Origin of the sequence: Streptomyces sp. NPDC051320 (genome assembly GCF_040682175.1) — a bacterium.
Lineage (GTDB): Bacteria > Actinomycetota > Actinomycetes > Streptomycetales > Streptomycetaceae > Streptomyces.
On record NZ_JBFBAL010000002.1, the window covers coordinates 352,052 to 376,027 of the forward strand.

At 70.5% G+C, this 23,976-nt stretch carries 21 protein-coding genes and 2 pseudogenes; 6 read left to right on the forward strand and 17 right to left on the reverse strand.

Annotated features, from left to right (window positions below):
* Positions 1-6 precede the first annotated feature (6 nt).
* The 4 genes and pseudogenes from AB0M87_RS05645 to AB0M87_RS05660 all read right to left on the reverse strand — a co-directional run bounded on the left by AB0M87_RS05645 (position 7) and on the right by AB0M87_RS05660 (position 1,949).
* Entirely contained in the window at positions 7-183 is a 177-nt protein-coding gene (locus AB0M87_RS05645; RefSeq protein WP_365850390.1) for a hypothetical protein, read from the reverse strand.
* Positions 184-741 carry a phosphotransferase gene (locus tag AB0M87_RS05650; RefSeq protein ID WP_365850391.1) on the reverse strand — a complete coding sequence of 186 codons (558 nt, stop codon included), beginning with the start codon at positions 739-741 and terminating at the stop codon, positions 184-186.
* 104 nt (positions 742-845) lie between these two features.
* Positions 846-947, reverse strand: a pseudogene (locus AB0M87_RS05655) (NADH-flavin reductase); the annotation flags it as partial.
* A 51-nt stretch (positions 948-998) separates the two neighbouring features.
* Complete coding sequence (locus AB0M87_RS05660) at positions 999-1,949, reverse strand: LysR family transcriptional regulator (RefSeq protein ID WP_365850393.1); 951 nt, start codon at positions 1,947-1,949, stop codon at positions 999-1,001.
* Positions 1,950-2,087: 138 nt separating this feature from the next.
* Here AB0M87_RS05660 and AB0M87_RS05665 point away from each other — a divergent pair, with 138 nt between their 5' ends.
* The 4 genes and pseudogenes from AB0M87_RS05665 (at position 2,088) to AB0M87_RS05680 (ending at position 5,427) form a co-directional block, all read left to right on the forward strand.
* On the forward strand, positions 2,088-3,029 hold the full coding sequence (locus AB0M87_RS05665) for a zinc-binding dehydrogenase (protein WP_365850394.1): 942 nt from the start codon (positions 2,088-2,090) through the stop codon (positions 3,027-3,029).
* A 22-nt stretch (positions 3,030-3,051) separates the two neighbouring features.
* On the forward strand, positions 3,052-3,486 hold the full coding sequence (locus tag AB0M87_RS05670; RefSeq protein ID WP_365850395.1) for a nuclear transport factor 2 family protein: 435 nt from the start codon (positions 3,052-3,054) through the stop codon (positions 3,484-3,486).
* A 321-nt stretch (positions 3,487-3,807) separates the two neighbouring features.
* A complete protein-coding gene (locus AB0M87_RS05675; RefSeq protein ID WP_365850396.1) occupies positions 3,808-4,836 on the forward strand; it encodes a S66 peptidase family protein in 1,029 nt (342 codons plus the stop codon).
* Between the two features lie 101 nt (positions 4,837-4,937).
* Positions 4,938-5,427 (forward strand): annotated as a pseudogene (locus tag AB0M87_RS05680) (phosphatase).
* Between the two features lie 204 nt (positions 5,428-5,631).
* Here the strand turns inward: AB0M87_RS05680 and AB0M87_RS05685 are convergent.
* From AB0M87_RS05685 to AB0M87_RS05720, 8 genes are all read right to left on the reverse strand, one after another.
* The gene (locus AB0M87_RS05685; protein WP_365850397.1) at positions 5,632-7,488 is read right to left on the reverse strand and encodes an alkaline phosphatase family protein; all 1,857 of its coding nucleotides are present in this window, start codon (positions 7,486-7,488) and stop codon (positions 5,632-5,634) included.
* Between the two features lie 121 nt (positions 7,489-7,609).
* Positions 7,610-8,884, reverse strand: coding sequence for an iron uptake transporter deferrochelatase/peroxidase subunit (gene efeB, locus AB0M87_RS05690; protein WP_365850955.1), 1,275 nt, complete (start codon positions 8,882-8,884; stop codon positions 7,610-7,612).
* Between the two features lie 11 nt (positions 8,885-8,895).
* Entirely contained in the window at positions 8,896-10,044 is a 1,149-nt protein-coding gene (locus AB0M87_RS05695; RefSeq protein WP_365850956.1) for an EfeM/EfeO family lipoprotein, read from the reverse strand.
* A gap of 243 nt (positions 10,045-10,287) precedes the next feature.
* On the reverse strand, positions 10,288-11,787 hold the full coding sequence (gene mmsA, locus AB0M87_RS05700; RefSeq protein ID WP_365850399.1) for a CoA-acylating methylmalonate-semialdehyde dehydrogenase: 1,500 nt from the start codon (positions 11,785-11,787) through the stop codon (positions 10,288-10,290).
* Between the two features lie 35 nt (positions 11,788-11,822).
* Complete coding sequence (iolD, locus tag AB0M87_RS05705; protein WP_365850400.1) at positions 11,823-13,700, reverse strand: 3D-(3,5/4)-trihydroxycyclohexane-1,2-dione acylhydrolase (decyclizing); 1,878 nt, start codon at positions 13,698-13,700, stop codon at positions 11,823-11,825.
* Complete coding sequence (gene iolB, locus AB0M87_RS05710) at positions 13,697-14,614, reverse strand: 5-deoxy-glucuronate isomerase (RefSeq protein WP_365850401.1); 918 nt, start codon at positions 14,612-14,614, stop codon at positions 13,697-13,699. The genes iolD and iolB overlap by 4 nt, the downstream gene beginning before the upstream one ends.
* Positions 14,615-14,649: 35 nt before the next feature.
* Positions 14,650-15,540, reverse strand: coding sequence for a deoxyribose-phosphate aldolase (locus AB0M87_RS05715; protein ID WP_365850403.1), 891 nt, complete (start codon positions 15,538-15,540; stop codon positions 14,650-14,652).
* Positions 15,537-16,559, reverse strand: coding sequence for a 5-dehydro-2-deoxygluconokinase (locus AB0M87_RS05720; protein ID WP_365850957.1), 1,023 nt, complete (start codon positions 16,557-16,559; stop codon positions 15,537-15,539). The genes AB0M87_RS05715 and AB0M87_RS05720 overlap by 4 nt, the downstream gene beginning before the upstream one ends.
* A 147-nt stretch (positions 16,560-16,706) precedes the next feature.
* Between AB0M87_RS05720 and AB0M87_RS05725 the strand changes: the two genes are divergently transcribed.
* The gene (locus AB0M87_RS05725) at positions 16,707-17,597 is read left to right on the forward strand and encodes a sugar phosphate isomerase/epimerase (protein ID WP_365850404.1); all 891 of its coding nucleotides are present in this window, start codon (positions 16,707-16,709) and stop codon (positions 17,595-17,597) included.
* A gap of 78 nt (positions 17,598-17,675) precedes the next feature.
* On the opposite strand, the gene AB0M87_RS05730 is transcribed toward AB0M87_RS05725, so the two are convergent.
* From AB0M87_RS05730 to AB0M87_RS05750, 5 genes are all read right to left on the reverse strand, one after another.
* Positions 17,676-18,872, reverse strand: coding sequence for an FAD-dependent oxidoreductase (locus AB0M87_RS05730; protein ID WP_365850406.1), 1,197 nt, complete (start codon positions 18,870-18,872; stop codon positions 17,676-17,678).
* 103 nt (positions 18,873-18,975) lie between these two features.
* On the reverse strand, positions 18,976-19,920 hold the full coding sequence (gene sigJ / locus AB0M87_RS05735) for an RNA polymerase sigma factor SigJ (RefSeq protein WP_365850407.1): 945 nt from the start codon (positions 19,918-19,920) through the stop codon (positions 18,976-18,978).
* A 232-nt stretch (positions 19,921-20,152) separates the two neighbouring features.
* The gene (locus AB0M87_RS05740) at positions 20,153-20,812 is read right to left on the reverse strand and encodes an NAD(P)-binding domain-containing protein (protein ID WP_365850958.1); all 660 of its coding nucleotides are present in this window, start codon (positions 20,810-20,812) and stop codon (positions 20,153-20,155) included.
* 76 nt (positions 20,813-20,888) lie between these two features.
* Entirely contained in the window at positions 20,889-21,827 is a 939-nt protein-coding gene (locus tag AB0M87_RS05745; RefSeq protein WP_365850409.1) for an SDR family oxidoreductase, read from the reverse strand.
* Positions 21,828-21,918: 91 nt separating this feature from the next.
* Positions 21,919-22,551 (reverse strand): NAD(P)-binding domain-containing protein, encoded by a 633-nt coding sequence (locus AB0M87_RS05750; protein WP_365850959.1) that lies wholly within the window; start codon positions 22,549-22,551, stop codon positions 21,919-21,921.
* Positions 22,552-22,732: 181 nt separating this feature from the next.
* On the opposite strand from AB0M87_RS05750, the gene AB0M87_RS05755 reads away from it, so the two are divergent.
* A complete protein-coding gene (locus AB0M87_RS05755; protein WP_365850410.1) occupies positions 22,733-23,644 on the forward strand; it encodes a LysR substrate-binding domain-containing protein in 912 nt (303 codons plus the stop codon).
* Positions 23,645-23,976: the final 332 nt, after the last annotated feature.

Here is a 23,976-nt window from a genome sequence, read left to right on the forward strand (position 1 = left end):
TGGCTCTCACACACCGTCCCACTCCTGGTCGGGGGACGTGATGAACTCCGGTGCGTCAGCGGTGAATGGGTCGGTCGCCCGGCACCAGCCGAGTACCCGCTCCGCGGACATCCCCGGGACCAGTGCGGCCAGTTCGGCGATGCGCGCGATGAGCCCGGCCTCGTCCGTGACCCCTTCGAGCACTCAGTCGACCGCGTCGTAGTCCGGGTCCCCGAGGGTGGGCCGGAGATCGATGGCGACGAGCGGGCCGCCGGGGCCGAGCAGCACGTTGGCCGGATGCAGATCACCGTGCACCAGCCCCTGCGCGGGCCCGCTCCGGGCCGTCTCCAGCGCCGCGCGCAGCCCCCGGTCCAACGCTTCCGGGGCCCGGCCCCCGCGCCGGGCGGCCATGCCATACAGAATGGTGATCCGGTCGGCGAGCGGCCGCAGGTCCGGTGCGCTGCGGTACGGAGCCGTCCGCAGCTCGGCGATTAGCGCGCCGGCATCGCGCAGCCGCCAGCCACTCTCCTTGACCCGCGCCCCGGGCTCGATCCCGGCGAGCAGCAGCGCCCCCACGGACAGGTCGTGGTCCAGCAGCCCCACCACGGAGGCGCTGCCTGCCCAGGCCGCAGTTCTTCGGCCTCCTCGGTGGCGATAACGGGGTCGGGCGTGAGCTTCAGCCAGGGGGTGCGTCCCTCTCGTGAACACCGGTACACACAGGAGGTTCCGCCCCCGCCCGCCTCGCCGACGTCGAGGTGCCACCGCCGGGCGAGCCTGTCGACGAGAGCGGGCAAGGACCGGTATCGGACAGCGACTTGGGGTCCGAACCGTGCGGTGAGGCGGGCGAGGTTTTGCTTGTCTTCACATGGGTTCTCGAGTTCGTCGAGCGTGGCCGCGGCAAGGTGGTCGGCCGAGATGCGGGATGGACCGTGGGCGCCGGTGAGGAGTGTGGTGGTGCCACGTCGGTACTTTTCTCGCTCCGCCGGGACCGGAGCGATGGGCGAGGCCCCCGGTGCCGCCTAACGAGCCGTGAGTTTCGCGTGGTCGGTGGCGGGGAGCCAGTCGCGCCGTGGGGTGTAGTCCAGCCAGCGCATGGTACGGCCGGTGTCGGCGAACCCGCTGAGCAAGGTGTCGAGCAGTGGGTGACGGGAGGACTCGCGCCAGGCCAGCGACCACGCGTACAGCGGGGTGGGCTCGACGAGCGGGATGCAACGCAGACCCGCGTGGTCCGGCAGCGGCGCGTCGGCGGGAAACAGGGTGAAGCCCTCGGTGTCGGTGCGGAGGTGCTGGACGAGGTGGTCGATGCCCAGATTGGGACCATCGTGCCGCCGCGTGATCTCGAATTCATCGGCGAAGCGGCGCAGAAAGTCCAGGCGGGTCAGTTCGGCCGGGCACCACAGGACGCTGTCGCGCAGATCGGCCGGGCGCACTGCGTCGGCGCCGGCCAGCGGGTGGGACGGGCCGACCACCGCGTCCACGGGTTCGAGTCGCACCAACCGCTGGGTGAGTCCCGTGTCACGGCCGTCCGGCAGCGGGTGGACCCGGCCGAACCCCAGGTCCGTGTCGTCGTGCAGCAGCGCCTGCGCGACTGACGGCCAGTCACGCCCCGGGCCCGGCGCCCATCGCACCGGGCCGAGCGCCTGCACGGCATGGGCGACAGTGCGCATGGGAGCGTACAGATGCCCCCACGTGTCGATCCGTATGACCGGCCGGGCGTCCGTCACCGTCGCGATCGCGCGCTCGCCCGCCGCAAGCGCCTCGCGCGCGGCCGGCAGGAACCGCTCCCCCGCCTCACTGAGCCGGGTGCCGCCCTCGCGCTCGAACAGCCGGACGGCCAGCAACTTCTCCAGCCGCGCGATGCGCTTGGACAGCGCCTGCTGGCTGGTGCTCAGTTCTTCCGCGGCCCGCCCGAAGTGCAGTGTCCCCGCGGTCGCGACGAAGGCGCGGACCAGGGCGAGGTCGAGATCCATGCCGCTGACCCTATGCGACAACCCCGCGTTGTCGGCCCTGCGGTTCTGTTGTTGGCCGAGTCGCCACCCCACCCCGTCAGATGGTCCCAGGCACCACACCGAGGGGTGGCCCACAGTCCACCGAGGAGGGTCAGATTGATGAAAGCGCTCATACCGACCGGCGATCCCGCCGAACCGGTCGTCCTCGCCGACGTCGCCGAGCCGACACCACGCTCCAACGAGGCGCTGGTGAAGGTCGAGGCCTTCTCGGTCAACCGGGGCGAGACGTTCAAGCTGGAGAACTTCACCCCCGGCGAGCGCCCCGGAAAGGACGTCGCGGGGCTGATGGTGCAGTCGGCCGCCGATGGAAGCGGACCGTCCGGGATCGCGCGGGTCATCGGCCACCCCATGTCCGGCGGCTGGGCGGAGTACGTGGCAGTGCCGACCAACGCGCTCGCCGAACTGCCGGACAGCGTTTCCGCGCTCCAGGGCGCGACGCTACCGTTGGCCGGGCTCACCGCGCTGCGGCTGCTGCGCACCGCCGGGCCCGTGCTGGGAAGGCGTGTACTGCTGACCGGTGCGTCGGGAGGCGTTGGCCACTTCGTCACCGAGCTCGCGGCCGCCGCCGGGGCCCAAGTCACCGCTGTGACCCGGGACGCCGAACGCGGCGGCCGGCTTACCGAACTGGGCGCCGCCGACATCGTCCACGACGTCGCCGACGCCCGCGGCCCCTACGACATCGTGCTGGAGTCGACCGGAGGCCAGGCCCTCCCCCTCGCTCTGGCACGGCTCGCCAAGCGCGGCACGCTCATCTGGTTCGGACAGGCCAGCCGTACCTCTGTGACGCTCGACTTCTTCGACTTCTTCGCCGGCCCCGAATCAGCCGTCATCCGCCACTTCCACTACCTCGACGCCGACACCCGTCTCGACGACGACCTGGCGGCGCTGGTCCGGCTGACCGCGGAAAACCGCCTGAATCCCGAGATCGGCCGAGTCTCGGACTGGGCCGATACCGCGACCACCCTCAACGACCTGCGCGAGCGCCGCATCCGCGGCAAGGCCGTCCTCACCCTGACCGCAACCACGCCCGAACGACCGTAAGAACAACCGAAGGAGCACGGTTATGACCACCATCGATCCCAGGGCCGTCGTTATCCGCTACGTCGAGGCCGTCCGCGACGGCGACGCCGACGTCATCCAGGACAGCTTCTGCGAGGACGCCACCTGGCACTACCCGGGCGACCTGCCCGTCTCCAAGGTGTGGCAGGGCCGCGACGAAATCGTCAACGAGTTCCTCGGCGGCATGGGGCCGGCCTTCGTCCCCGGCACCTTGGAAATCGAACTGGTCAGCACGATCGCCGAGAACGACCGCGTGGTGGCTGAATGGACCTCCAAGGCCAAGACTGTGCACGGCGGCACCTACGACAACCGTTGTATCGGCATCTACACCGTCCGCGACGGCAAGATCGCCTCCGTCATCGAATATGCCGACACCCGGCACGTGGCGGCGATGCTCTTCCCGGACCATGACGCCCGCCGCCCCGCCGGTACCGAGTGAGCCGCACTCTTCAGTCCTCCCGCTCGGGGCGCCCGGCCCTGGCCGCCGGGCGGGCGGGCCGGCCGAAGCCGCATGCCGGCGACCGCCTTCCTCGCCCCCACAACGTGTGGGTGGCGGTGGACACGGTGGCGGAACTGGTCGGGCAGGCACTGGCGGCAGCGAACATCGCTGTCGAGACGGATGACTGGGACGCATACGGAACGTTGCTGTGGCGGGTGGCTGCTGACGGCATGGAGGCTGATCGACAAACCACGCACGGCGGTGGAGGACACGCTGAAACTCGCTGCCCTGCCCGCACGGTGCCGTGCCAGAATCCAGCGCATGTCCGTTCGATACCCGCGCCCCTTGCGCCCCGGTGACCGCGTTGGAATCACCTCTCCGTCCAGCGGCGTCAGCGAGAAGTTTCGCGAGCGCCTTCAGGTGGCTCTCCGCGACGTGGAGGCACGCGGATTCGAGGTGGTCCTCGGACACTGCATGGACGGTTCGGGACATGTAAGTGCTCCGGCCACCGCGCGCGCAGACGAACTGATGGCGCTGCTGACCGATCCGGAAATCGGTGCTGTGGTGCCGCCGTGGGGCGGGGAGTTGGCGATTGACCTCTTGCCGCTGCTCGACTGGGAGCGACTGCGCGTCGCCGAACCAACCTGGCTCGTAGGGTTCTCCGACCTGTCGACCATCATCACCCCGCTGACACTCCTCACCGGGACCGCGACCATTCACGGCAACAACCTGATGGACACTCCTTACCGGACCCCGAACGGGCTGGTCTCCTGGCTCGACATCGTCAGCGCACCACCGGGGCACCAGTTCACGCAGACCCCGCCCGGCCTCCACAGGTCCACCGGTTGGGACGACTATGCCGCCCAGCCCGACGTACGGGACTACACACTCGACGCTCCTGGCACATGGACACGGCTGGACGGAAGCGGAGATCTGGAAGTCGAGGGCCGCCTGATCGGGGGATGCGTCGAGACACTGTGCAACCTCACCGGGACCGGCTATCTCAACGTGTCCGACTTCGCACGGACTGAGGCCGCGAACGGGCTGCTGGTATATGTGGAGGCCGCCGACGATGACGCCTTCACCATCTGCCGGAACCTGCACGGTATGCGGCTGGCCGGCTTCTTCGACGCGGCAAACGCGGTGCTCGTCGGACGGACCTCCGCGCCAGGCGCCCCTTCACTGACCCAGCACCAGGCCGTGCTGGACGCGCTCGGCCCCTTGCGTGTGCCGATCATCGCCGACGTGGAATGCGGCCACGTCCCGCCGTACATGCCGATCGTCAATGGGGCGCACGGCCGGCTGGTCCACACATCAACCCGGAGCGAACTCACCCAGACCTTCGTCTGACCCCCCCGTTCACCCTCACCGCCCGCGAAACAGCGGAAGCGGGCGCGCTGGGGCCTGTGCAGCGGACCTTGTGACCAGGTCGGCTCGGCTGCGTTGTGAGGATGGGCCGATGGCATGTCGACGGCACGCTGATCAACGCGGTGAACAACCAGCGTGAGGTCTGGAAGACGTGGGCGGGACGATACGGACTGGATCCTGACGCTGTTCACGAGCTGGCGCTGCGGACGCGGCCGCTGGAGACCTTCGCGTAGGTCACCCCGGACCGGGACCCACAAGAGTGCCTGGCCGTGTTGCACGAACTGGAGGACGAGGACGTTCGGCCTGCCGGTTCCCAGCGTGCTCGTGGATGCCGCCGCCGTCGACGAAGGCATGCCGTCGCCGGCCCCCTACCTGCTGGCCGCTGCACGGCTCGGTACCGAGCCGGAGGACTGCCTGGTCAAGGACGCGCCGTCCGGCATTGAGTCCGGGCGGCTGGCTGGGATGACGGTGTGGGGCGTCAACACTCCGGTCGCGGCGGCCGGCGTGCACCGCCACTTCAAGAGCCTGCGAGAGGCGCTACCCGACATCCTCGCCTTCGTTGCCAGAGGCTAGGCGCAGGTCGATCCAGGGCACGGTTTCGCCCTCGCACAGCAGATACCACGAAGGACATGCAGGCGCCGCCCGCATCGGAGACCGTCGATCTGCGCAAGCTGATCGCCGCCCAGCAGTCCGGCGGCACGGCGGGCTGAAACAGGAGGGGAGGAGGGGCCGCCCCCTGACGGCCCCTCCTCGATGTACTCGACGGTCAGCCGGTGCTCAGCTGTCCGTACGGCCCCTGCGGCGCTGCATAGCGAAGGCGGTGCCGCCGGCCGCGAGCACGGCGAAGGCGATACCGGCCGGCAGCACGGCCGACGGCAGCCCCCGGTCGGTGGCAGCCTGCGCCGTGACATCCGTGGTCAGGTCGGCGGCACCGTACGGGTGGGCCGGGTGTGCGGGATGCCGGGGGATGTGGCGTACCGACTTCACCGAGCCGTCGGTGTTGAGCAGTACCTGCTGGTTGTTCGGGTGCTTGAAGTCGAAGGCCGAGGTCAGCGCACCCGCGCGGGCGTCGAAGGATGCGTCGCCGACCCGTCCGGTGCGCCAGTTGTCCTCGATGAACTTGGTGATCGAGGCCTGTTCGGTGCGGGTGTGGTCGACCGAGTTGACCTTGCTGTAGGGGGAGATGACCAGCAGCGGCTGGCGGGTGCCGGGGCCGCAGCGGTCGGCGTAGCCGCCGGCGGAGGCGGGGCCGGCCTGGCAGGCGGGGCTGTCGGCGGCCTTGCCGTTGGAGCCGGTGGTGGTGTCCTTGGAGCCGTTCTGCGGCTTGGCGTAGGCGTGGTCGTACCAGCCGTCGGAGTCGTCGTAGGCGACGACGACGGCGGTGTCCTTCCACTCCGGGGACTGCTGCAACTTGTTGATCCGGTCGACCAGGAAGTGCTGTTCGTCGATCGGGTCGGAGTACCCGGCGTGGCCGTCCTGGAATTCGGCGGCCTTCAGGAAGCTCACCGCGGGCAGGTGGCCGGTCTTGAGCGCGGTGTCGAAGTCGGTCAGGTCGTAGTTGTGGTTGGCCTGCCCGCTGTGGCCGATCTCTGCGGCGTTCTTCGGCGGCAGGTGGTGCGGGTTGGACGTCGACTTGTAGTACTGGAAGGGCGAGTGGTGCGGGCTGTAGTCGACGGACGCGGCGCCGCCCACGTTGGTATGGGTGTTCCCGGCGCACTTCGCGTAGTCGCCCTGATTGCCGTCCCAGGCGGTGCTGGGCCGGAAACCGCCCTGGAACCAGCCCCAGCTGACGTGCTCGGCGGAGAGCAGGTCCCCGATGTTCTTGCCCTGCATCGCGGCGAGCGCGTTCTTGCTGGAGTGGTCGGCGCCCGAGCAGTCGTCGTACGCCGGGTCCGGGTCGTTGGTGACGGTGCCGACACCCTTGCTGTCCGGCGAGACCACGGCGTACGCGTCGGGGTTGCCGGTCTGCTTCGGGGACTCGGTGCCGGACGCCGGGTCGACGGAGATGACGCCGTGGGTCTGGCCGGAGACCAGGTTCAGCGCACCCGGCGTGGAGGGGCCGTAGGTGGAGCTGTAGGAGTTGTCGCCGAGCGAGTAGTGCTGGGCGTAGTTCCACAGCCCGGTGACCGTGTTGCCGTCGTAGTAGTCCATGACCAGGCCGGGCTCGCCGAACAGGTTGCCGGAGCACTTCCCGGAGTCGGTGTTCTGCACGTACTGGTCGGCCTTGCCGCCGTTCGCTGCGTACTGCTCGGGTCCGTAGCTGTGGTTCTGGTCGCAGGTCATGGCCTGGTCCGCGGAGAGCCGCTCGGGTGCGTACTGGTTCGGGTTGTTCTTCAGCAGTCCGGCCGTGCTCAGGGTGTCGATGTTCTTCGGCGTGTGCTTGCTCGCCTTGAACGTGGTGCCGTCGGTGTTCGCCGCTTTCGGGTACGTGCCGAAGTAGTGGTCGAAGGAGACATTCTCCTGGAAGATCACCACCAGGTGCTTGATCGGGGTGCTCGTTGCGCTGCTGCCCGGGTGGGTGTGCGAGTTCGCCGATGCGGGGGCCACCCCCCCGAGGACTGCGAGCGCCGCCGCCCCGGCGCACGCTCCCCAGCGCACCGCGCGGCGTCCCGCGGTTCTTCCTGTGCTGACCATGTTCTCTGTGCCTCCGCTGTCGGCTGTCGTCGTGGCCTTGCGGAGTGCGATGTTTCGGCAGGCGGACGACGGGGTGGGTGCGTGACTGTGTCGCCGGGGTGAACAACCGGTCAGGAGTTCTTCAGGCGAGCAGCGCACGGCCCAGCCAGTCGGTACGGTCGCGCACCCCGGGGAGGGCGAAGAAGTAGCCGCCGCCGAACGGGGTGATGTAGTCCGCCAGCGGTTCGCCGGCCAGCCGCTTCTGCACGGTCTCGAACTGCCGGGCCAGATCCTGCTGGTAGCAGCAGAACAGCAGCCCCATGTCTAGGTTGCCGTTGCTGTCCATGCCCCGGTCGTAGTTGTACGCGCGGCGCAGGATCCGCTGTGCGTCGGTCTTCGGGACCCGGGGATTGGCCAGCCGGATGTGACTGTCCAGCGGGATCACGTCGCCCTTCGGGTCCTGCGGATACTTCGGCGCGTCGAACTCGCCGGCCCCGTCGAGCGGCGCCCCGGTGTCCCGGCCGCGGCCGAACATCCGCTCCTGCTCGGTGATCGAGACCCGGTCCCAGAACTCCACCAGCATCCTGATCAGCCGCACCACCTGGTAGGTGCCGCCGGCGGTCCAGGCCGGTTCGGCGCCGCCGTCGCCCACCCAGACGAGGTGATCCATGGTCGGGCCGTCGCCGGCGTCCGGGTTGGCGATGCCGTCTTTGAAGCCCAGGTGGTTGCGCGGTGTTCCGCTGGGCCGGGAGGGGCTGGTGAAGCCGTCCATCCGCCACCGCACCTGCATGCCGCCCCGGGTGTGGCGAGCGATGTCGCGCAGGGCGTGCAGCACCACGTCGAAGCTCTCCGCGGACAGTTGCAGGCTCAGGTCGCCGTGGCACATGACCGGGTCGAGGTCGTCGTCCGGGAAGGTCGGCATCGCGGAGAGCCGCAGTGGCTTACGGTCCTTCAGTCCGAACCGCTCGTCGAAGAGGGCGGCGCCGACACCGGCCGTGACCGTCAGCCCTCCTGGCGGGACGACCGGTCCCAGGACCCCCGAGTCGGTGGGGGGCGCGGTGATTCCCGGTGAGGGCGGGGTGCCGCCGGTGGTCAGGAAGCGGGCCCGGGCGGTGAGGGTGCGGAGCAGCTCGGCGAGCTCCCGGCGGTCGCCGGCCGTCACGTCGAAGGCAGCGAAAGCGGTGGCTCGTTGCGAGGGCCGGAGGATACCCGCCTGGTGGGGGCCGTGGAACTCGGCGCGGTCGGTGGCCTGTTCGGCCTTCGCCGGGGCACCGGCCGGATGGTCCGCCGCCACCAGGCCGGCTCCGGCGACCGCTGTGCCCACGCCGATCGCCGCACCCCGCAGGAAGCCGCGGCGCCGTACGTCGTTGGCGCGTCCTCCGTCCGGACGGGCCTCGTTCCCGGGTGTCCCGTCCATCCGCCCCTCGTTCATGCCGTCCTCCGCAGATCACAGATGGCCGCGACCGATGCGAGCCGCTCCACCGTCTCACCGATATCACTGTTGAGCCGTTCCCGGTCGGTGCGCGGCAGTCGGTTCACCGGCGGGCGGTGGCCATCGTGCCCGAATTCGTCCAGGGTGTGCTGCGTACGGTCCAGCCAGGAATCCAGTTGTGGCAGCGCCGGGAACCGGGAGGCGAGCAACGGGCGCAGCACGCCCAGGAGTTCGCGGGTCCCGTCGAGGTTGGCGCGGGCCGTGTCCAGGCTGGTTCCACTGCCCCGGTCGGTGCGCCCGGTCAGCTCCAGCTGCTCGGTGTTCTCCAGGATCTCGTGCGCCCGCAGACCCAGCTCCGCCGGGTCCATCCGCTGCTGGGACCAGCCGTCCCGCAGGGTGTGCACGGCCTGCGCGAGGCGGTCGGCCGGTGCCCGCAGCGATGCGGCGGACTCGCCGTGCCACAGCCCGTATTCGACGCGGTGGAACCCCTGGAAGCCCGGGTCGTGGATGCCGTCGGGCAGTCCGGCGCCGGTGCCGTTGATGGCCGCGTCGGCGTCCCCGAAGGTTCCGTAGGCGGCGCCCATCCGCTCGTAGACCAGGTGCGCGGGCAGCCATGCGGCGCGCGCGGCGGCCAGGTCACCGCGGTCGACGGCCTTGCGCAGTACGTCGGTCCGCCGCGCGAGTTCCACGGTCCTGACGCCGACCCACCGCTGGTACGTGAGGGTCGGCGGGACCAGATCATGTTCCGTCACCGGGACCGTGTGCGGGCCGGCGGCCCCGGCACCGCCGGCGATCCGGACGGTGGGCCCGCTGATCGCGTCGGCGTCGTCGGGCAGGCACCGGAAGGCGTACGAGCCGCTGCCGAGCGACACCCGCATCGGGCGGGAGGTACCGGGCGCCAGGCCTTCGACCTCACCGTAGACGGCGCCGGTGCGCGGGTCGGTGAGGTCGACCTCGGCCGGTCCGGTGGACGTGTTGCGCAGGTCGAACACCTGGACACCGGCGCGGGCCCGGGTCCAGCCCCGGCCGCAGGAGCTGACCGAGACCTCCACGGCGGTGTGCGGGAGACCGTCGGCGTGGGCCGGGCGCGGTGTGGACGCCGTGCCGGACCGGTCGTCGGTCAGCAGGGCGCCGGTGGCCACCATGGCGGCGGCCGACAGGACGGCCATCGCCGCCCATATGCGGGTACCGACGATGGCGCGGCTGGACACCAGGGGGCTCCGTTCGTACGGCGGGGGCGGCGCCGCTCATGCTAGGCAGCGGCACCGCCCCCCAGGGCCGTTCGAACGCCCGGCCGACCGGATTTCCCCGAGAGTTCACTGCCCGGACATCACACGAAGACCCCTCGCGCGGAACTCCCGTACCGGCGCCGCCGCCCGGCGTTCCGCTCAGTGGTTGCGCGGGAACCCGAGGTCCACTCCGGCCGGCGCGTCCGCCGGGTCGGGCCAGCGGGTGGTGACGACCTTGCCGCGGGTGTAGAAGTGCACGCCGTCGTTGCCGTAGATGTGGTGGTCGCCGAAGAGCGAGTCCTTCCAGCCGCCGAAGGAGTGGTAGCCGACCGGCACCGGGATCGGCACGTTGACGCCGACCATGCCCGCCTCGATCTCCAGCTGGAAGCGGCGGGCCGCGCCGCCGTCCCGGGTGAAGATCGCGGTGCCGTTGCCGAACGGCGACGCGTTCATCAGGGCGACGCCGTCCTCGTACGTGTCGACCCGCAGCACGCAGAGGACCGGGCCGAAGATCTCGTCGCGGTAGGCGTCGGAGTCCGTGGCGACGTTGTCCAGCAGCGAGAGGCCGATCCAGTGGCCCTCCTCATGGCCGTCGACGGTGTAGCCGGTACCGTCCAGGACGACCTTCGCGCCCTGGGCGGCGGCTCCCTTGACGTAGGAGGCGACCTTGTCGCGGTGGGCCGCGGTGATCAGCGGGCCCATCTCGGACGACGGGTCGTTGCCGGGGCCGATCTTGATCTGCTCGGCGCGTTCCCGGATCTTGCCGACCAGTTCGTCGGCGATGGAGGCGACCGCGACGACGGCGGAGATCGCCATGCACCGCTCCCCCGCCGAGCCGTAAGCGGCCGAGACTGCGGCGTCGGCCGCGGCGTCCAGGTCGGCGTCCGGGAGCACCAGCATGTGGTTCTTGGCGCCGCCGAGCGCCTGCACGCGCTTGCCGTTGGCGGAAGCGGTGGCGTGGATGTAGCGGGCGATCGGGGTGGACCCGACGAACGAGACCGCGGCGACGTCCGGGTGGTTCAGCAGTCCGTCGACGGCCACCTTGTCCCCGTGCAGTACGTTCAGCACACCGTCCGGCAGCCCGGCCTCGGCGGCCAGCTCGGCCAGCAGGTTCGCGGCCGAGGGGTCCTTCTCGCTGGGCTTCAGTACGAAGGTGTTGCCGCAGGCGATGGCCAGCGGGAACATCCACATCGGCACCATCGCGGGGAAGTTGAACGGCGTGATGCCCGCGACGACACCCAGCGACTGGCGGATGGACGACACGTCGACCCGGGTGGAGACCTGGGTGGACAACTCGCCCTTGAGCTGGTTGGTGATCCCGCAGGCCAGCTCGACGATCTCCAGACCGCGGGCCACCTCGCCGAGCGCGTCGGAGTGCACCTTGCCGTGCTCGGCGGTGATCAGCGCGGCGATCTCGTCGCGGTGCGCGTCGAGCAGGGCACGGTAGCGGAACAGGATGGTGGTGCGGGCGGACAGCGACGACGTGCCCCAGGTCTCGTACGCCGCCTTCGCGGACGAGACGGCGGCGTCGACCTCCTCGACCGAGGCCAGCGCCACCCGGGTGGTGGCGGCGCCGGTCGCCGGGTCGGTGACCGGGCCCCAGTTGCCCGACGTGCCTTCGACGGTCTTGCCACCGATCCAGTGGTTGACGGTCTTCATGGGTGAGCTCCTCAGGGGTCCTCAGGCGTGTTCTTTCACAGATGGCGTCGTCGGGCTGCGACCTGCCGGTCGTACTCCTCCCGGGCCTTGACCGCCGACGGGCGGGTCGCGGTCTCCGCTACGGGAACATCCCACCACGCCTGGGCCGGCGGCGGGCCCGACACAGTGTCGCCCGTTTCGGTCTCCACGTAGACACATGTGGGACGGTCCGACGTCCGAGCCGTGGCCAAGGCTTCGCGCAGCTCACGGACGGTCTGCGCGCGTAGGACGGTGAGGCCCAGACTGGCCGCGTTCGCGGCCAGATCGACCGGCAGCGGGTCGCCGGTGTACGTGCCGTCCGGGGCCCGGAACCGGTACCCGGTGGCGAAGCCCTCGGCGCCCACCGCGTCCGAGAGGCCGCCGATGGAGGCGTAGCCGTGGTTCTGCAGGATGACGACCTTGACCGGGAGCCCCTCCTGGACGGCGGTGACGATCTCGGTCGGGTTCATCAGATACGTGCCGTCGCCGACCAGCGCCCAGACCGGCCGACCCGGCGCCGCGAGCTGGACGCCGATGGCGGCCGGGATCTCGTATCCCATGCAGGAGTAGCCGTATTCGACGTGGTACTGGTCGCGGGAGCGGGTCCGCCAGAGTTTGTGCAGGTCGCCGGGGAGCGAACCGGCGGCGTTGATCAGGATGTCCTCGCCGGTCACCAGGGTGTCGAGGACGCCGAGCACCTGGGCCTGGGTGGGCCGCGCGTCTTCCCGGTACGCGGCGTAGGCGGCACTGACCTGGGCCTCCCATTCGGCCTTGGCTGCGGTGTAGGCACTCTCGTAGCCGGCCGGGACACGGTGGCCCGTGAGGGCTTCGGTCAGCTGCCGGAGGGTGGCTCCGGCGTCCGCGATGACCGGAAGGCCGGCCATTTTGTGTGCGTCGAAACCGGTGATGTTGACATTGACGAAGCGGACCGCCGGTTCCTGGAAGAGGGTCCCGGAGGCCGTGGTGAAGTCGGTGTAGCGGGTGCCGACGCCGATCACCAGGTCGGCGGCGCGGGCCAGTCCGTCGGCGGTGACGGTCCCGGTGTGGCCGATACCGCCCACGTCCGCCGGGTGGTCGTAGGGCAGCGATCCCTTGCCCGCCTGGGTGGCCGCCACCGGGATGCCAGTCGCCTCGACGAGCGCGCGCAGGGCGGGTTCGGCGCCGCTGTGATGGACCCCGCCGCCCGCGACGATCAGCGGCCGGCGGGCGGCCCGGATCGCGTCGGCCGCGTCCAGCAGCGTCGCCCGGTCCGGCTGCTGGACCGGCACCCGCCAGACCCGCTCGGCGAAGAACTCCTCGGGCCAGTCGTACGCCTCGGCCTGTACGTCCTGCGGCAGCGCGAGCGTCACCGCGCCGGTCTGCGCCGGGTCGGCCAGCACGCGCATGGCGGCCAGCGCGGCGGGGATCAGGGCCTCCGGGCGGGTGATCCGGTCGAAGTACCGGGAGGCCGGCCGCAGGCAGTCGTTGACGGACACATCGCCGGCGTAGGGGACTTCCAGCTGCTGGAGTACCGGGTCGGCGGGGCGCGCCGCGAAGCTGTCGCCGGGCAACAGCAGTACCGGCAGGTGGTTGACGGTGGCAAGCGCGGCACCGGTCACCAGGTTGGTCGCACCGGGGCCGATGGAGGTGGTGACGGCGTGCGCGGAGAGCCGGCCGGACTGCCGGGCGAACCCCACCGCCGCGTGCACCATGGCCTGTTCGTTGCGGCCCTGGTGGAACAGCATGGTGTCGGGGCCGGCCTCCACCAGCGCCTGGCCGATCCCGGCCACGTTCCCATGGCCGAAGATGCCCCAGGTGGCGGCGATCAGCCGGCTGCGGTGTCCGGCGCGCTCGGTGTACTGGCGGGCCAGGAAGGTCACCAGGGCCTGCGCGGTGGTGAGCCGGCGTGCGGTCATCGTGGGCGCTCCGATTCGCTGTCGGGGGCGGCGTCCTCGGGAACGGCGTCCTCGGGGGCCGTGTAGAGGGGCAACCGCGGGTCTACCGGCTGGTCGTCCCAGGTCGTACGGATCCAGCCGTGGTCGGGGTGGTCGCTGATCAGCCATTCGCGTGCGGCGCCCGGGCCGGCCATCACGTTGAGGTAGTACATGTCGTGCCCGGGGGTGGCCATCGACGGGCCGTGCCAGCCGTCCGGGATCAACACGGTGTCTCCGCTGCGGACTTCGGCCAGCAGATCGGTGCCGCCCGGCCGGGACGGTGACACCCGGTGGTAGCCGGGACCCGCACCGGCGATCTCGAAGTAGTAGATCTCCTCCAGTTCGGACTCCTCACCGGGACGGTGCTCGTCGTGCTTGTGCGGTGGGAAGGACGACCAGTTGCCGCCCGGAGTCAGCACCTCGACGGCGATCAGCCGGTCGCACTCGAACGTGTCGGCGGCGGCGAAGTTGTGGACCTGCCGGGAACAGCTGCCGCTGCCCCGCAGTTCGACGGGAACCTCCGGCGCGGGCCCGTAGCGGGCGGGGAGACGTCGCCCGCATTTCGCTCCTGCCAGGGCGAAGCGGCCTCCCGCGCCGGAGGAGATCTGCACGTCGGCATCGCGCGGCACGTAGGCGAAATCGGTTACCGCATCGAACACCCCGGCTCTGCCGTGGAGTTCGATGATCTCTCCGTCGACCAGGACGGTACAGCCCCCGGTGAGCGGCAGAACGATCCATTCACTGTCTTCGGTGGAAAGAAGTTGTGAACCGCCGGGGTCGAGTTCCAATACCCGCAGCGCGCAGTGCGCCCAGCCGGCGCGCTCGGGACCGATGTCCAGGGCGTAGGGCCCGTGGGCCTCGCTCCCGGCCCGTACCACCAGGTCGTCGTCCTTCATCAGTGCCCTCCGGGGCGGCTCGGGTTCTCTGATGGCTACAGCAGTCCCACCGCTGTGTCGACGGCGCCCGTCACGTCACCGTCGGCCGGATAGAGCAGCGCACGCCCGGCCACCAGCCCCTGGACGGTGGGGAGTCGCAGGGCCTGGCGCCACTTCTCGTAGGTACCAGCCGGGTCGTCACCGGGCTCACCACCGAGCAGCACGGCAGGCAAGGTCGAGGTCGCCATCACCCGGGCCATGTCGTCCGGATCGGCGGTGACCGGCACCTTCAGCCAGGTGTACGCGGAGGTGCCGGCCAGGCCGGAGGCGATGGCGATGGAACGGGTCACCGCACCGGCACTCAGATCGCTGCGGAGCCTGCCGTCGGCGCGGTGGCAGATGAACGGCTCGACGAAGACCGGGAGCCGGTGGGCGGCCATGTCGTCGATGGCGCGGGCGGTGGCGTGCAGTGTGGTGAGTGAACCCGCGTCCTGGTAGTCGATCCGGAGCAGCAGTTTCCCCGCGTCGAACCCGAGGCGGGCCAGGTCCTGGGCGCGGTGGCCGGTGAAGCGGTCGTCGAGCTCGAAGGAGGCACCGAAGAGTCCGCCCCGGTTCATCGAGCCCATCGCCACCTTGCCCTCCAGGGCGCCCAGCAGCAGCAGGTCCTCCAGGATGTCGGCGGTGCCGAGCACCCCGTCGACGCCCGGCCTGGACAGCGCCACGCAGAGTCGTTCCAGCAGGTCGAGCCGGTTGGCCATGGCGTGCGCCCGGTCTCCGACGCCGAGCGAACCGCGGGCCGGATGGTCGGCGGCCACGATCATCAGCCGGCCCCGGTCCCCGAGCAGCGGACGCCGGACCCGCCGGGCGGCGGCCTCCGCGATGGCCTCCGGGTGGCGGGTGCGCACGGTCACCAGATCGGCGATGGAGATGGATCCGGCGCCGGTCACGGCTGTACTCCTTCGAGGGCCGACTCGACCTCGGCCGGGTACGGCATGGCGGACGAACAGGCGAGCCGGGAGGCGACGATGGCGCCGGCCGCGTTCGCGTACCGCATGGTGCGTTCGAGGTCCCAGCCCGCGAGCAACCCGTGGCAGAGCGCGCCGCCGAACGCGTCGCCCGCGCCCAGCCCGTTGACGACCTCCACCGGGACCGGCGGCACCTCGACGGTGGTGCGGTCGCGGTGCACGGCGAGTACCCCCTTGGGGCCCTGTTTGACGATGGCGAGCTCCACGCCGTGCGCGAGCAGTGCTTGGGCGGCGGTGTGCGGGTCGCGCTCACCGGTGGCGATCTCCACCTCGTCGATATTGCCCACGGCCACGGTGGCGTGCCGCAGGGCCTGTTCGTAGTACGGCCGCGGTCCGTCCTCCCAGAACATCGGACGCCAGTCGAGGTCGAACACGGTGGCAGAACCAAGCCCCGCCTGGGGGCACCTCCGTGGGGGTCCCCCCGGACGCAGTCTGGGGGAGTTAGCTGGGGGAGATTGAGCAGCGGGGCCCGGGGCGGAGCCCCGTGCAGCGGACCGTGCAGCCAGCGCGGCCAGCGTCGCCGAACGGCTCGGCTCCGCGCACAGCCCCGTCCCCGTCATCCAGAACACCCGCGCCGAAGCGATCGCGCCGAGATCGAGCTCACCGGCGAAGATCTCCAGGTCCGGCGCCTTCGGCTGCCGGTAGAAGTACAGCGGAAAGTCGTCCGGCGGGAAGATCTCACAGAAGGTGACCGGTGTGGGCAGCCCGGCGACCGGCGTCACCCAGCGGTCGTCCACGCCGAAGCCACGCAGCGCCTCGTGCAGATAATCACCGAAGGGGTCCGCACCCGTCCGGGTGACGACCGCGGTCCGCCGTCCCAGCCGCGCCGCGGCGACCGCGACGTTGGTCGCCGACCCGCCGAGGAACTTGCCGAACGTGTCGACCCGCGCCAGCGGTACCCCGGCCTGCAAGGGGTAGAGGTCCACTCCGATCCGGCCCATGGTGATCAGGTCGTACACCGTGCACGTCCTCTCGGTCGGCGGGACGTTCACAGGTCTAACTCCCCCCTCGACCCGCTGTCAACGCATTGTCCTTACATTCGGACGAACGCTTGACAGCTTTCCGGATCGGGCGGAAGCCTGGTGGCCATGACGCACATCCGGATCGGCTCCGCGCCCGACTCCTGGGGGGTGTGGTTCCCCGAGGACCCGCTCCAGGTCCCCTGGACCCGCTTCCTCGACGAAGTCGCGGAGTCCGGCTACGAGTGGATCGAACTGGGACCGTACGGCTATCTGCCGACGGACCCGGTCCGGCTCGCCGAGGAAATCACCGGGCGCGGACTACGGGTTTCGGCGGGAACGGTCTTCACCGGGCTGCACCACGGGCCCGCCGTGTGGGACGCCACCTGGGCCCATGTCTCCGACATCGCGGCACTGGCCCGGGCCATGGGGGCGGAGCACCTGGTCGTCATCCCGTCGTTCTGGCGCGACGACAAGACGGGCGAGGTCAGGGAGCCCGACACCCTCACCGCCGCGCAGTGGCGGGACCTCACCGCCCAGACCGAGCGGCTGGGGCACGAGGTGCGGGAACGCTTCGGGCTGCGGATCGTCGTGCATCCGCACGCGGACACCCATATCGACACCGAGGAGAATGTCAGCCGCTTCCTCGACGCGACCGACCCCGCCCTGGTCTCGCTCTGCCTGGACACCGGGCACTACGCGTACTGCGGCGGCGACAGCGTCCGGCTGATCGAGACGTACGGGCAGCGGATCGGCTATCTGCACCTCAAGCAGGTGGATCCGGCGGTCCTGGCCGAAGTGCGCGCAGCGGAACTGCCGTTCGGCCCGGCGGTGGCACGCGGCGTGATGTGCGAACCGCCCAACGGCGTGCCCGCGCTGGGGCCGGTGCTCGACGCGGCGCGGAAGCTGGACCGGGACCTGTTCGCGATCGTCGAACAGGACATGTACCCGTGCCCACCCGACCGGCCGTTGCCGATCGCCCGCCGCACCAGGGCCTTTCTGCGGTCCTGCGGCGGCTAGTACCCGCCGGCGGGCAGCGCTTCTGCCCGCCGGCGACTTCCGGCGCCCGCGACTGCCCGGCATGTGCCACGGTGCGCGTCAGGACGCCGCCTCGACCGCCGGGCTCGTCGGCACCGGCTCACCCGCGACGCGGTGGCGCCGGGTCGGCATGCCGAGTGTCGGGTTGGCGACGCCCCAGGCCGCGCCCTTGCAGACCAGTTCCTTGTAGACGGCGGCGAGCCGTCCGGTCAGGGCCGCCCGGACCGCACGGTCGTCGGCGGTGACGTACTGGATCAGGCCCTCCTTGCGGCCCAGCGAGACGCACTGGTTGAAGTAGCGGGCCGATGCCTTCGGCAGTTTCCCGCCGGTCAGACGTGCCGCGACGGCGTCGGCTGCCTGCCATGCCGAGGGGACACCCGAGGCGCAGGACATCCGCAGCGGCTTGCCGCCCGGGCCCATCGCCAGCGCCGCGTCACCGATGGCGTACACGTCCGGGTGGGAGACCGACCGCAGGGTGTCGTCGACCACGATCCGGCCCGTGTCGGTGACGTCCAGGGTGGTGGCCTTCGCGATCGGATGGACGGCGAAGCCCGTGGTCCAGACCGTGACGGCGGCCGGGATGGTCGTGCCGTCGGCGGTGGCGACATGGTCGGTCTCGACGCCGGTGACGGTGACGTGCTCGTGCACGGTGAGGCCCAGCTTGTCGGCGACCTTCCGCAGGTGCCTGCGGCCCTTGGGCGAGAGCCAGTCGCCGAGGGTGCCGCGGGCAACGAGGGTGACGTCGAGGTCCGGGCGGGCCTCGGCGATCTCGGTCGCTGCCTCCAGGCCGGTGAGGCCACCGCCGACGACGACCACGGGCTGTCCGGCGTCCAGACGGGCCAGCCGCTCGCGCAGCCGGAGCGCTCCGGGGCGGCCGGCGATCTCCTGAGCGTGCTCGGTGACCCCGGGGACGCCCTGGTCGTTCCAGCCGCTGCCGAGGGCATACACGAGGGTGTTGTACTCCAACTCCTCGGCTTCGTTCGCCCCGTTGAGGGTGACGGTCCTTCGCTCGACGTCGACGCCGGTGACCTTGGCGAGCCTCAGTGCGACGCCGGTGCCCGCGAACATCTCGCTGAACGGCCGGGGGCTGAGTTCCTGGCCGACCGCGAGCTGGTGCAGCCGGACTCGTTCGACGAAGTCGGGTTCGGCGTTGACGAGGGTGATGGCGACGTCTTCACGGCGCAGCCGTTTGGCGAGGCGCCCGGCCGCGATGGCTCCGGTGTATCCGGCTCCGAGGACGACGATTCGATGCTGCATGTCCGGCTCCTGTCTCCAGCGGGTTCGCCCCTTGAACCGGGCAGCCAGCCATTTCCTGACAGGAGCAGAATGTGAGGCGCATCACATCAGATGCGCCTGGTGTTCAGAAGGCGCGGATCAGGGGCTCTCCGTGGTCGGTGACCGCCCACCGCCGGGTGGCGCGTTCGAGCTTGTCGGGGTTGACCTGGCTGCGGAACGCGGCGATGCCTTCGGCGGTGATCTCCAGGCAGATGACGCCGAAGACCCGGCCCTCGACGACCACCACGACGGCGGGGGCGCCGTTGGCCGCACCGACGTAGACCTCGGTCGAGCCGCCCACCAGGGCGCGCTTGGCCTTGTTGGGCTTGAAGAGACCCCGCATGAACGTGGCGACCGCGACCGCGCCCTCGAACGCCCGGGCCCGGGCCGGGACCTTCCCACCGCCGTCGCCGACCGCGATGGCGTCCTGGGTGAGCAGCCGTACCAGCGGCTCGGTCCGGCCGCTGGTGGCGGCCGCGAGGAACTCCTCGACCACCCGCCGGGCGGCGGCCTCGTCGATCTCGGTGCGGGGCCCGTCCGCGGCGACATGCTTCTTGGCGCGGTGGAAGATCTGCTGGCTGGCGGCCTCGGTGAGGCCGAGGATCTCGGCGATTTCCCGGTGCGGGTAGGCGAAGGCCTCCCGCAGCACGTACACGGCCCGCTCGTTGGGCGAGAGGCGCTCCAGCAGGACGAGGACCGCGTACGACACCGAGTCGCGCTGTTCCGCGGTGTCGGCGGGACCCAGCATCGGGTCCCCGGCGAGCAGCGGCTCGGGAAGCCATTGGCCCACGTAGGTCTCGCGCCGCGCGCGGGCCGAGGTGAGCTGGCTCAGGCAGAGATTGGTGAGCACCTTCGTCAGCCAGGCCTCCGGAACCTCGACACGGTCGACGTCGGCGGCCTGCCAGCGCAAAAACGTCTCCTGTGCGGCGTCCTCGGCCTCGCTCGCGGAGCCGAGCAGGCGGTAGGCGATGGCCTCCAGGCGGGGCCTGAACGCCTCGAACCGGTCTACGTCGTTCACGGTCAGAGCCATGCCCACGGATCCTAGCGGTGCGCGACGACGGCCACCGCGGACGGGGTGGCGTGGCGCAAGCCCGGGCGCCCGCCCCCGCTCGGCGGCCCTGTTCTCGTACAGCTGCTCTCCGGCGGCCTCTCCACCAGACCAGGAAGGCCAAGACCGACCGGCGGGCGGGGCGACCAGCGCCGAAGCCGCCCCCGCCGGATTTCCCCGGGCGGGGGCATGACACGGCCGCACCTCATCACGGTTACCGTGTTGCGGTGGCCAGTGCCGCGCGGATGGCGTCCTCGCCGACCGGCCGGCCCTTCTCGTTCGTGTACGGCCCGTACGGTGTTCCCCACACCGGCGTGCCCGTCGCCTGCCGCCAGCCGTCGGCCAGCGTTCCCGCGTCCACCACGCTGTAGCCGATGGAGTCGATGAATTCGGCCACCGCCGCCTTCGCCGGTACAGAGTCCCCGGCGATCGGCAGGTAGGAGCGGTCGCCCGCCCCTGCCGGACGGGCGAGTGACAGTAGGTGCTTGAAGAAGATGTTGTTGAACGCCTTTACGAGCAGGGCGTCCGGGACGTATCTCAGAAGCAACTCGCTCGAGGTGAGGGAATTACCGTCGAGCTCGGGTATGTGCCCGTCACGCTCGGGGCCGTAGTTGCAGGTGTCGATGACCGTCTTCCCGGCCAGTGGTGCGGCGGGCACGTGGGGGAAGGCGCTGAGCGGCACCGTGACCACGACGATCTCTCCGGCCGCCGCGGCCTCCTCGCTCGTCGCCGCGGACGCCCGCGGCCCCAGCTCCTCGGCCGTGTCAACGAGCGTTTCGGGACCGCGCGAGTTGCTGAGCACCACTTGGTGCCCGGCTCCGACTGCGAGTCGCGCGAGGGTCCTGCCGATGCTTCCGCTTCCGATGAATCCCACAGTCGTCATAGTCTTGACGTCCTTCAGAAGAGCCGAAATTGCTGGTTACAGGGCTGGTTACGATCCGGGTCCCCCGTCAGCCGGCGGGGAAATAATGGCCGTTGTCCAGATCGGCGAGCAGGCCGGGCCGGGCGGGCTCCCAGCCGAGTGTCCGGCGGGTGATGAGGTTGGACGCCGGATAGCTCTGCGTGACGATCGTCGTGAGGAACCCGAAGTACCCCGGCGTCATCAGGGCATCGTTGGGAACGCTCACGGCGGGCAAACCCAGACGGCTGCCAATGGCCTCGGCGATCTCGCGGAACGGGATGGCCCCGTCCCCAACCGCGTGCCAGTACGTGCCGGCTGACCCCTTCTCCAGCGCCAGGCGGAACAAGGTGGCTGCATCGCGGACGTGCACGGCGTTCCACAGGTTCCCGCCGTCTCCGGGGTAGCCGACGAAGCCCTTCTCCTTCGCGAGCGCGATCAGCGTGGGGAGGAAGCCGGCACGATCGGTCGCGCTGTGCGCGATGTTGGCGACCCGCACGACCGAGGACCGCACTCCCCGCTCGGCGAGGCCGACCACGGCCCTTTCCACGACGTTGCGGACCCGCAGGGTGCCCGTGTACTCCTCGCCTGCGGGGAGGGCCGGGTCCTCCTCGGTGGCCGGCCGGCCCAGGTGCTGCCCGGGTGAGCCGATGCTCCCCGCTGCGACCAGCGGCTTTCCGGTTCCCGCCAGTGCCTCGCCGTACGCGAGCATGATCGGGAGCTCCGCAGCGGCCACGGCGTCCATCCCGCCGGAGGGCAGCAGATCCTGCCGGTGGGCGACGTGGATGACACCATCGGCGCCCGCGGCTGCCTCCTTGAGCCCGTCGAGATCCTGAAGGTCGCCGCGCCGCACCTTCGCGCCGAGCGCGGACAGGGCCGCAGCGGAAGCGTCCGACCGAGCCAGGCCGGTGACCTCATGCCCGGCAGCGATGAGTTCGGGGATGATGTACGAACCGGAATGGCCGGTCCCCCCAGCCACGAATATGCGCATCCAACTGTCCTTATGAGGGTAGGTGCAGGGTCCTCCCGTGCCGTAAGTGACCTGGCGTAATGCGGCACGAGGGGTAGTAGTAAGGGCGCGTTCAGCCGAGAAGGGTGACGCCGAGGGAGAAATTGGTGTGCTTGACGGAGTGGTTCATGAGGCCAAGCTCCAGCAGGCCGACGTTTTCCAGCGCCCGCGCCATGAACAGTTCCCCGGCGTCCCAGGGGCGCAACCCCAGGCTCTCGACGAAGGCCGACACGCGTGCCTTCGCCTGCGCGTCGTCGCCGGCGATGAATACGTCCAGAGGGCGGCCCTCGGCCGGGCCGGCCGCCAGAACGTGGGAGAACACAGTGTTGAACGCCTTGACGACATGCGCGTCGTCAGGAGCCGCCTTGGCGATCTCCTGTGCGCCGGAACTGTCGTCGGGAACGACGAAGCCCTGCAGGTCGGGGGCCACGGGGTTGGTGATGTCAACGATGATCTTGCCGCGTAGTGCGTCCCCGTACTCCCTCACCACGGCCGCCGCGCCGGCGTACGGCGCGGCGAGAATCACGATGTCCCCGGTCGGGACGGCCCCGGCCGTCCCGACCGGGGCGCCGCCGAGCATGGCGGCGAATTCCTTGGCCTTGGTCCGGTCGCGGCCGATGATCTCGACGGCGTTACCGCCGGCGAGCGCTCGGGCTGCCAATGCACGGGACATGTTTCCCAGTCCGATAATGCTGATGCTGCTCATCCGCGTTGCTGCTTTCCGGGCTTTGGCCCTGCCGTCGAATTCCACTGGTCGAATTCTTGTGCCGAATTCACTTCGACGCCTGCGAGCGCCTGTTTTTCATGCTGCCATCGGATCTGAGCGGCGTCCAAGACCTATTTAAGCCGTGGTGATACTCTGAAGGCATCACCGGGCTGGGGGTTTCATGGATCTGGATCTGCGCAAACTGCGTTATTTCGTCACCGTGGCTGACCGGCTGCATTTCGGCCGAGCCGCCGAAGATCTTCACATCGCGCAGCCGGTGCTCAGCCGGCAGATCCGCGCGCTCGAGCAGGATCTCGGGGCCTCACTGTTCACCAGGGATCGCCACGGCGTAGAGCTGACAGATGCGGGCCGGCAACTGCTGTCCGACGCCGGTCCGCTGCTCGCCTCAACCCACGCGGTCCGCCGCCGGGTGTCAGCGGCCGCCGGCGGCAAGCGGCGGCTGATGGTCGGTTTCCGGGCCGGCGTCGCAGTCATCCCGGCGGCCCGTGCGTTCGAGGAGCGGCACCCGGACGTGGTCGTGGACGTGCAGCGGATCGACGGGGACGACCAGGCTGCGATGCTGCTCGACGGCCGCATCGACGTCGGCTATGTGCGGCTGCCCATCGATGAGGCCGGCCTGCGAGTCACCCCGCTGTACACCGAGCCGCGGGTAGCGGTACTGCCCGCCGGACACCGGCTTGCCGGCAAGGAGGAGGTCACCGAGGCTGACCTGGCCGGCGAACCGCTGGTCTGGCTCGGTGACCCGAGCACGCAGCCCACCAAGCGCCCGCTCCCCAATGCCGGGTACCCGGTGCGCGGCGTGGACGAGACGCTCGAGCAAGTCGCGGCCGGACGGGGCATCTCCTTCCTGGCCCGTTCGGCGTCCGTGTTCTATTCGCATCCGGACGTCGTCTATGTGCCCATCCCGGATCTGGCGCCCGACCAGGTGTGCCTCGCCGTGGCGGCATCGCACACCTCGCCGGTAGTGGATGACTTCGTCACTGCGGCTCAGTCGACGGCCGGGATCACGGCAGAATGTGGGAACTATGAGATGTGGCAGCTTCGAGGCGATGCCATCTCGAGGCGCGCCTGAGTAGTTCGGCTGACCCCCGTTCGTCATGCGCCGGCGAGTGAAGTGGCCTGACGGAGTGGTGCTGTTGTGGCCGGCCTCCGCGCCGGCTCCGTTCTTCGGTCAGCAGATGTCCGAGCCCCGAAGCACCTGAGACCGACTGGAAGTACGTGCTGCGGACGCGGCTCGAGTCGGCTGATCGCCGACGGTCCGCCGGGGCTCCGCCGTTCGTAGTGTCGGGAGTCGGCCCGTGGGATCCAGAACCCGACGGCGGGTTTCAGCCGGACGGGACGGCTACCCGCCTGTTGGCCTTCGTTTCGGGCCGGCGTGGCCCGGATGGGCCGCTCACCGATGGC

What these genes read in the sequence shown, in the direction of transcription:
- AB0M87_RS05660 (WP_365850393.1), bottom strand. Translation starts at nt 1,949, where the DNA reads ATGGATCTCGACCTCGCCCTGGTCCGCGCCTTCGTCGCGACCGCGGGG.
- AB0M87_RS05665 (WP_365850394.1), top strand. Translation starts at nt 2,088, where the DNA reads ATGAAAGCGCTCATACCGACCGGCGATCCCGCCGAACCGGTCGTCCTC.
- AB0M87_RS05670 (WP_365850395.1), top strand. Translation starts at nt 3,052, where the DNA reads ATGACCACCATCGATCCCAGGGCCGTCGTTATCCGCTACGTCGAGGCC.
- AB0M87_RS05675 (WP_365850396.1), top strand. Translation starts at nt 3,808, where the DNA reads ATGTCCGTTCGATACCCGCGCCCCTTGCGCCCCGGTGACCGCGTTGGA.
- AB0M87_RS05685 (WP_365850397.1), bottom strand. Translation starts at nt 7,488, where the DNA reads ATGGTCAGCACAGGAAGAACCGCGGGACGCCGCGCGGTGCGCTGGGGA.
- efeB (WP_365850955.1), bottom strand. Translation starts at nt 8,884, where the DNA reads ATGGACGGGACACCCGGGAACGAGGCCCGTCCGGACGGAGGACGCGCC.
- AB0M87_RS05695 (WP_365850956.1), bottom strand. Translation starts at nt 10,044, where the DNA reads ATGGTGGCCACCGGCGCCCTGCTGACCGACGACCGGTCCGGCACGGCG.
- mmsA (WP_365850399.1), bottom strand. Translation starts at nt 11,787, where the DNA reads ATGAAGACCGTCAACCACTGGATCGGTGGCAAGACCGTCGAAGGCACG.
- iolD (WP_365850400.1), bottom strand. Translation starts at nt 13,700, where the DNA reads ATGACCGCACGCCGGCTCACCACCGCGCAGGCCCTGGTGACCTTCCTG.
- iolB (WP_365850401.1), bottom strand. Translation starts at nt 14,614, where the DNA reads ATGAAGGACGACGACCTGGTGGTACGGGCCGGGAGCGAGGCCCACGGG.
- AB0M87_RS05720 (WP_365850957.1), bottom strand. Translation starts at nt 16,559, where the DNA reads ATGGGCCGGATCGGAGTGGACCTCTACCCCTTGCAGGCCGGGGTACCG.
- AB0M87_RS05725 (WP_365850404.1), top strand. Translation starts at nt 16,707, where the DNA reads ATGACGCACATCCGGATCGGCTCCGCGCCCGACTCCTGGGGGGTGTGG.
- AB0M87_RS05730 (WP_365850406.1), bottom strand. Translation starts at nt 18,872, where the DNA reads ATGCAGCATCGAATCGTCGTCCTCGGAGCCGGATACACCGGAGCCATC.
- sigJ (WP_365850407.1), bottom strand. Translation starts at nt 19,920, where the DNA reads ATGGCTCTGACCGTGAACGACGTAGACCGGTTCGAGGCGTTCAGGCCC.
- AB0M87_RS05745 (WP_365850409.1), bottom strand. Translation starts at nt 21,827, where the DNA reads ATGCGCATATTCGTGGCTGGGGGGACCGGCCATTCCGGTTCGTACATC.
- AB0M87_RS05750 (WP_365850959.1), bottom strand. Translation starts at nt 22,551, where the DNA reads ATGAGCAGCATCAGCATTATCGGACTGGGAAACATGTCCCGTGCATTG.
- AB0M87_RS05755 (WP_365850410.1), top strand. Translation starts at nt 22,733, where the DNA reads ATGGATCTGGATCTGCGCAAACTGCGTTATTTCGTCACCGTGGCTGAC.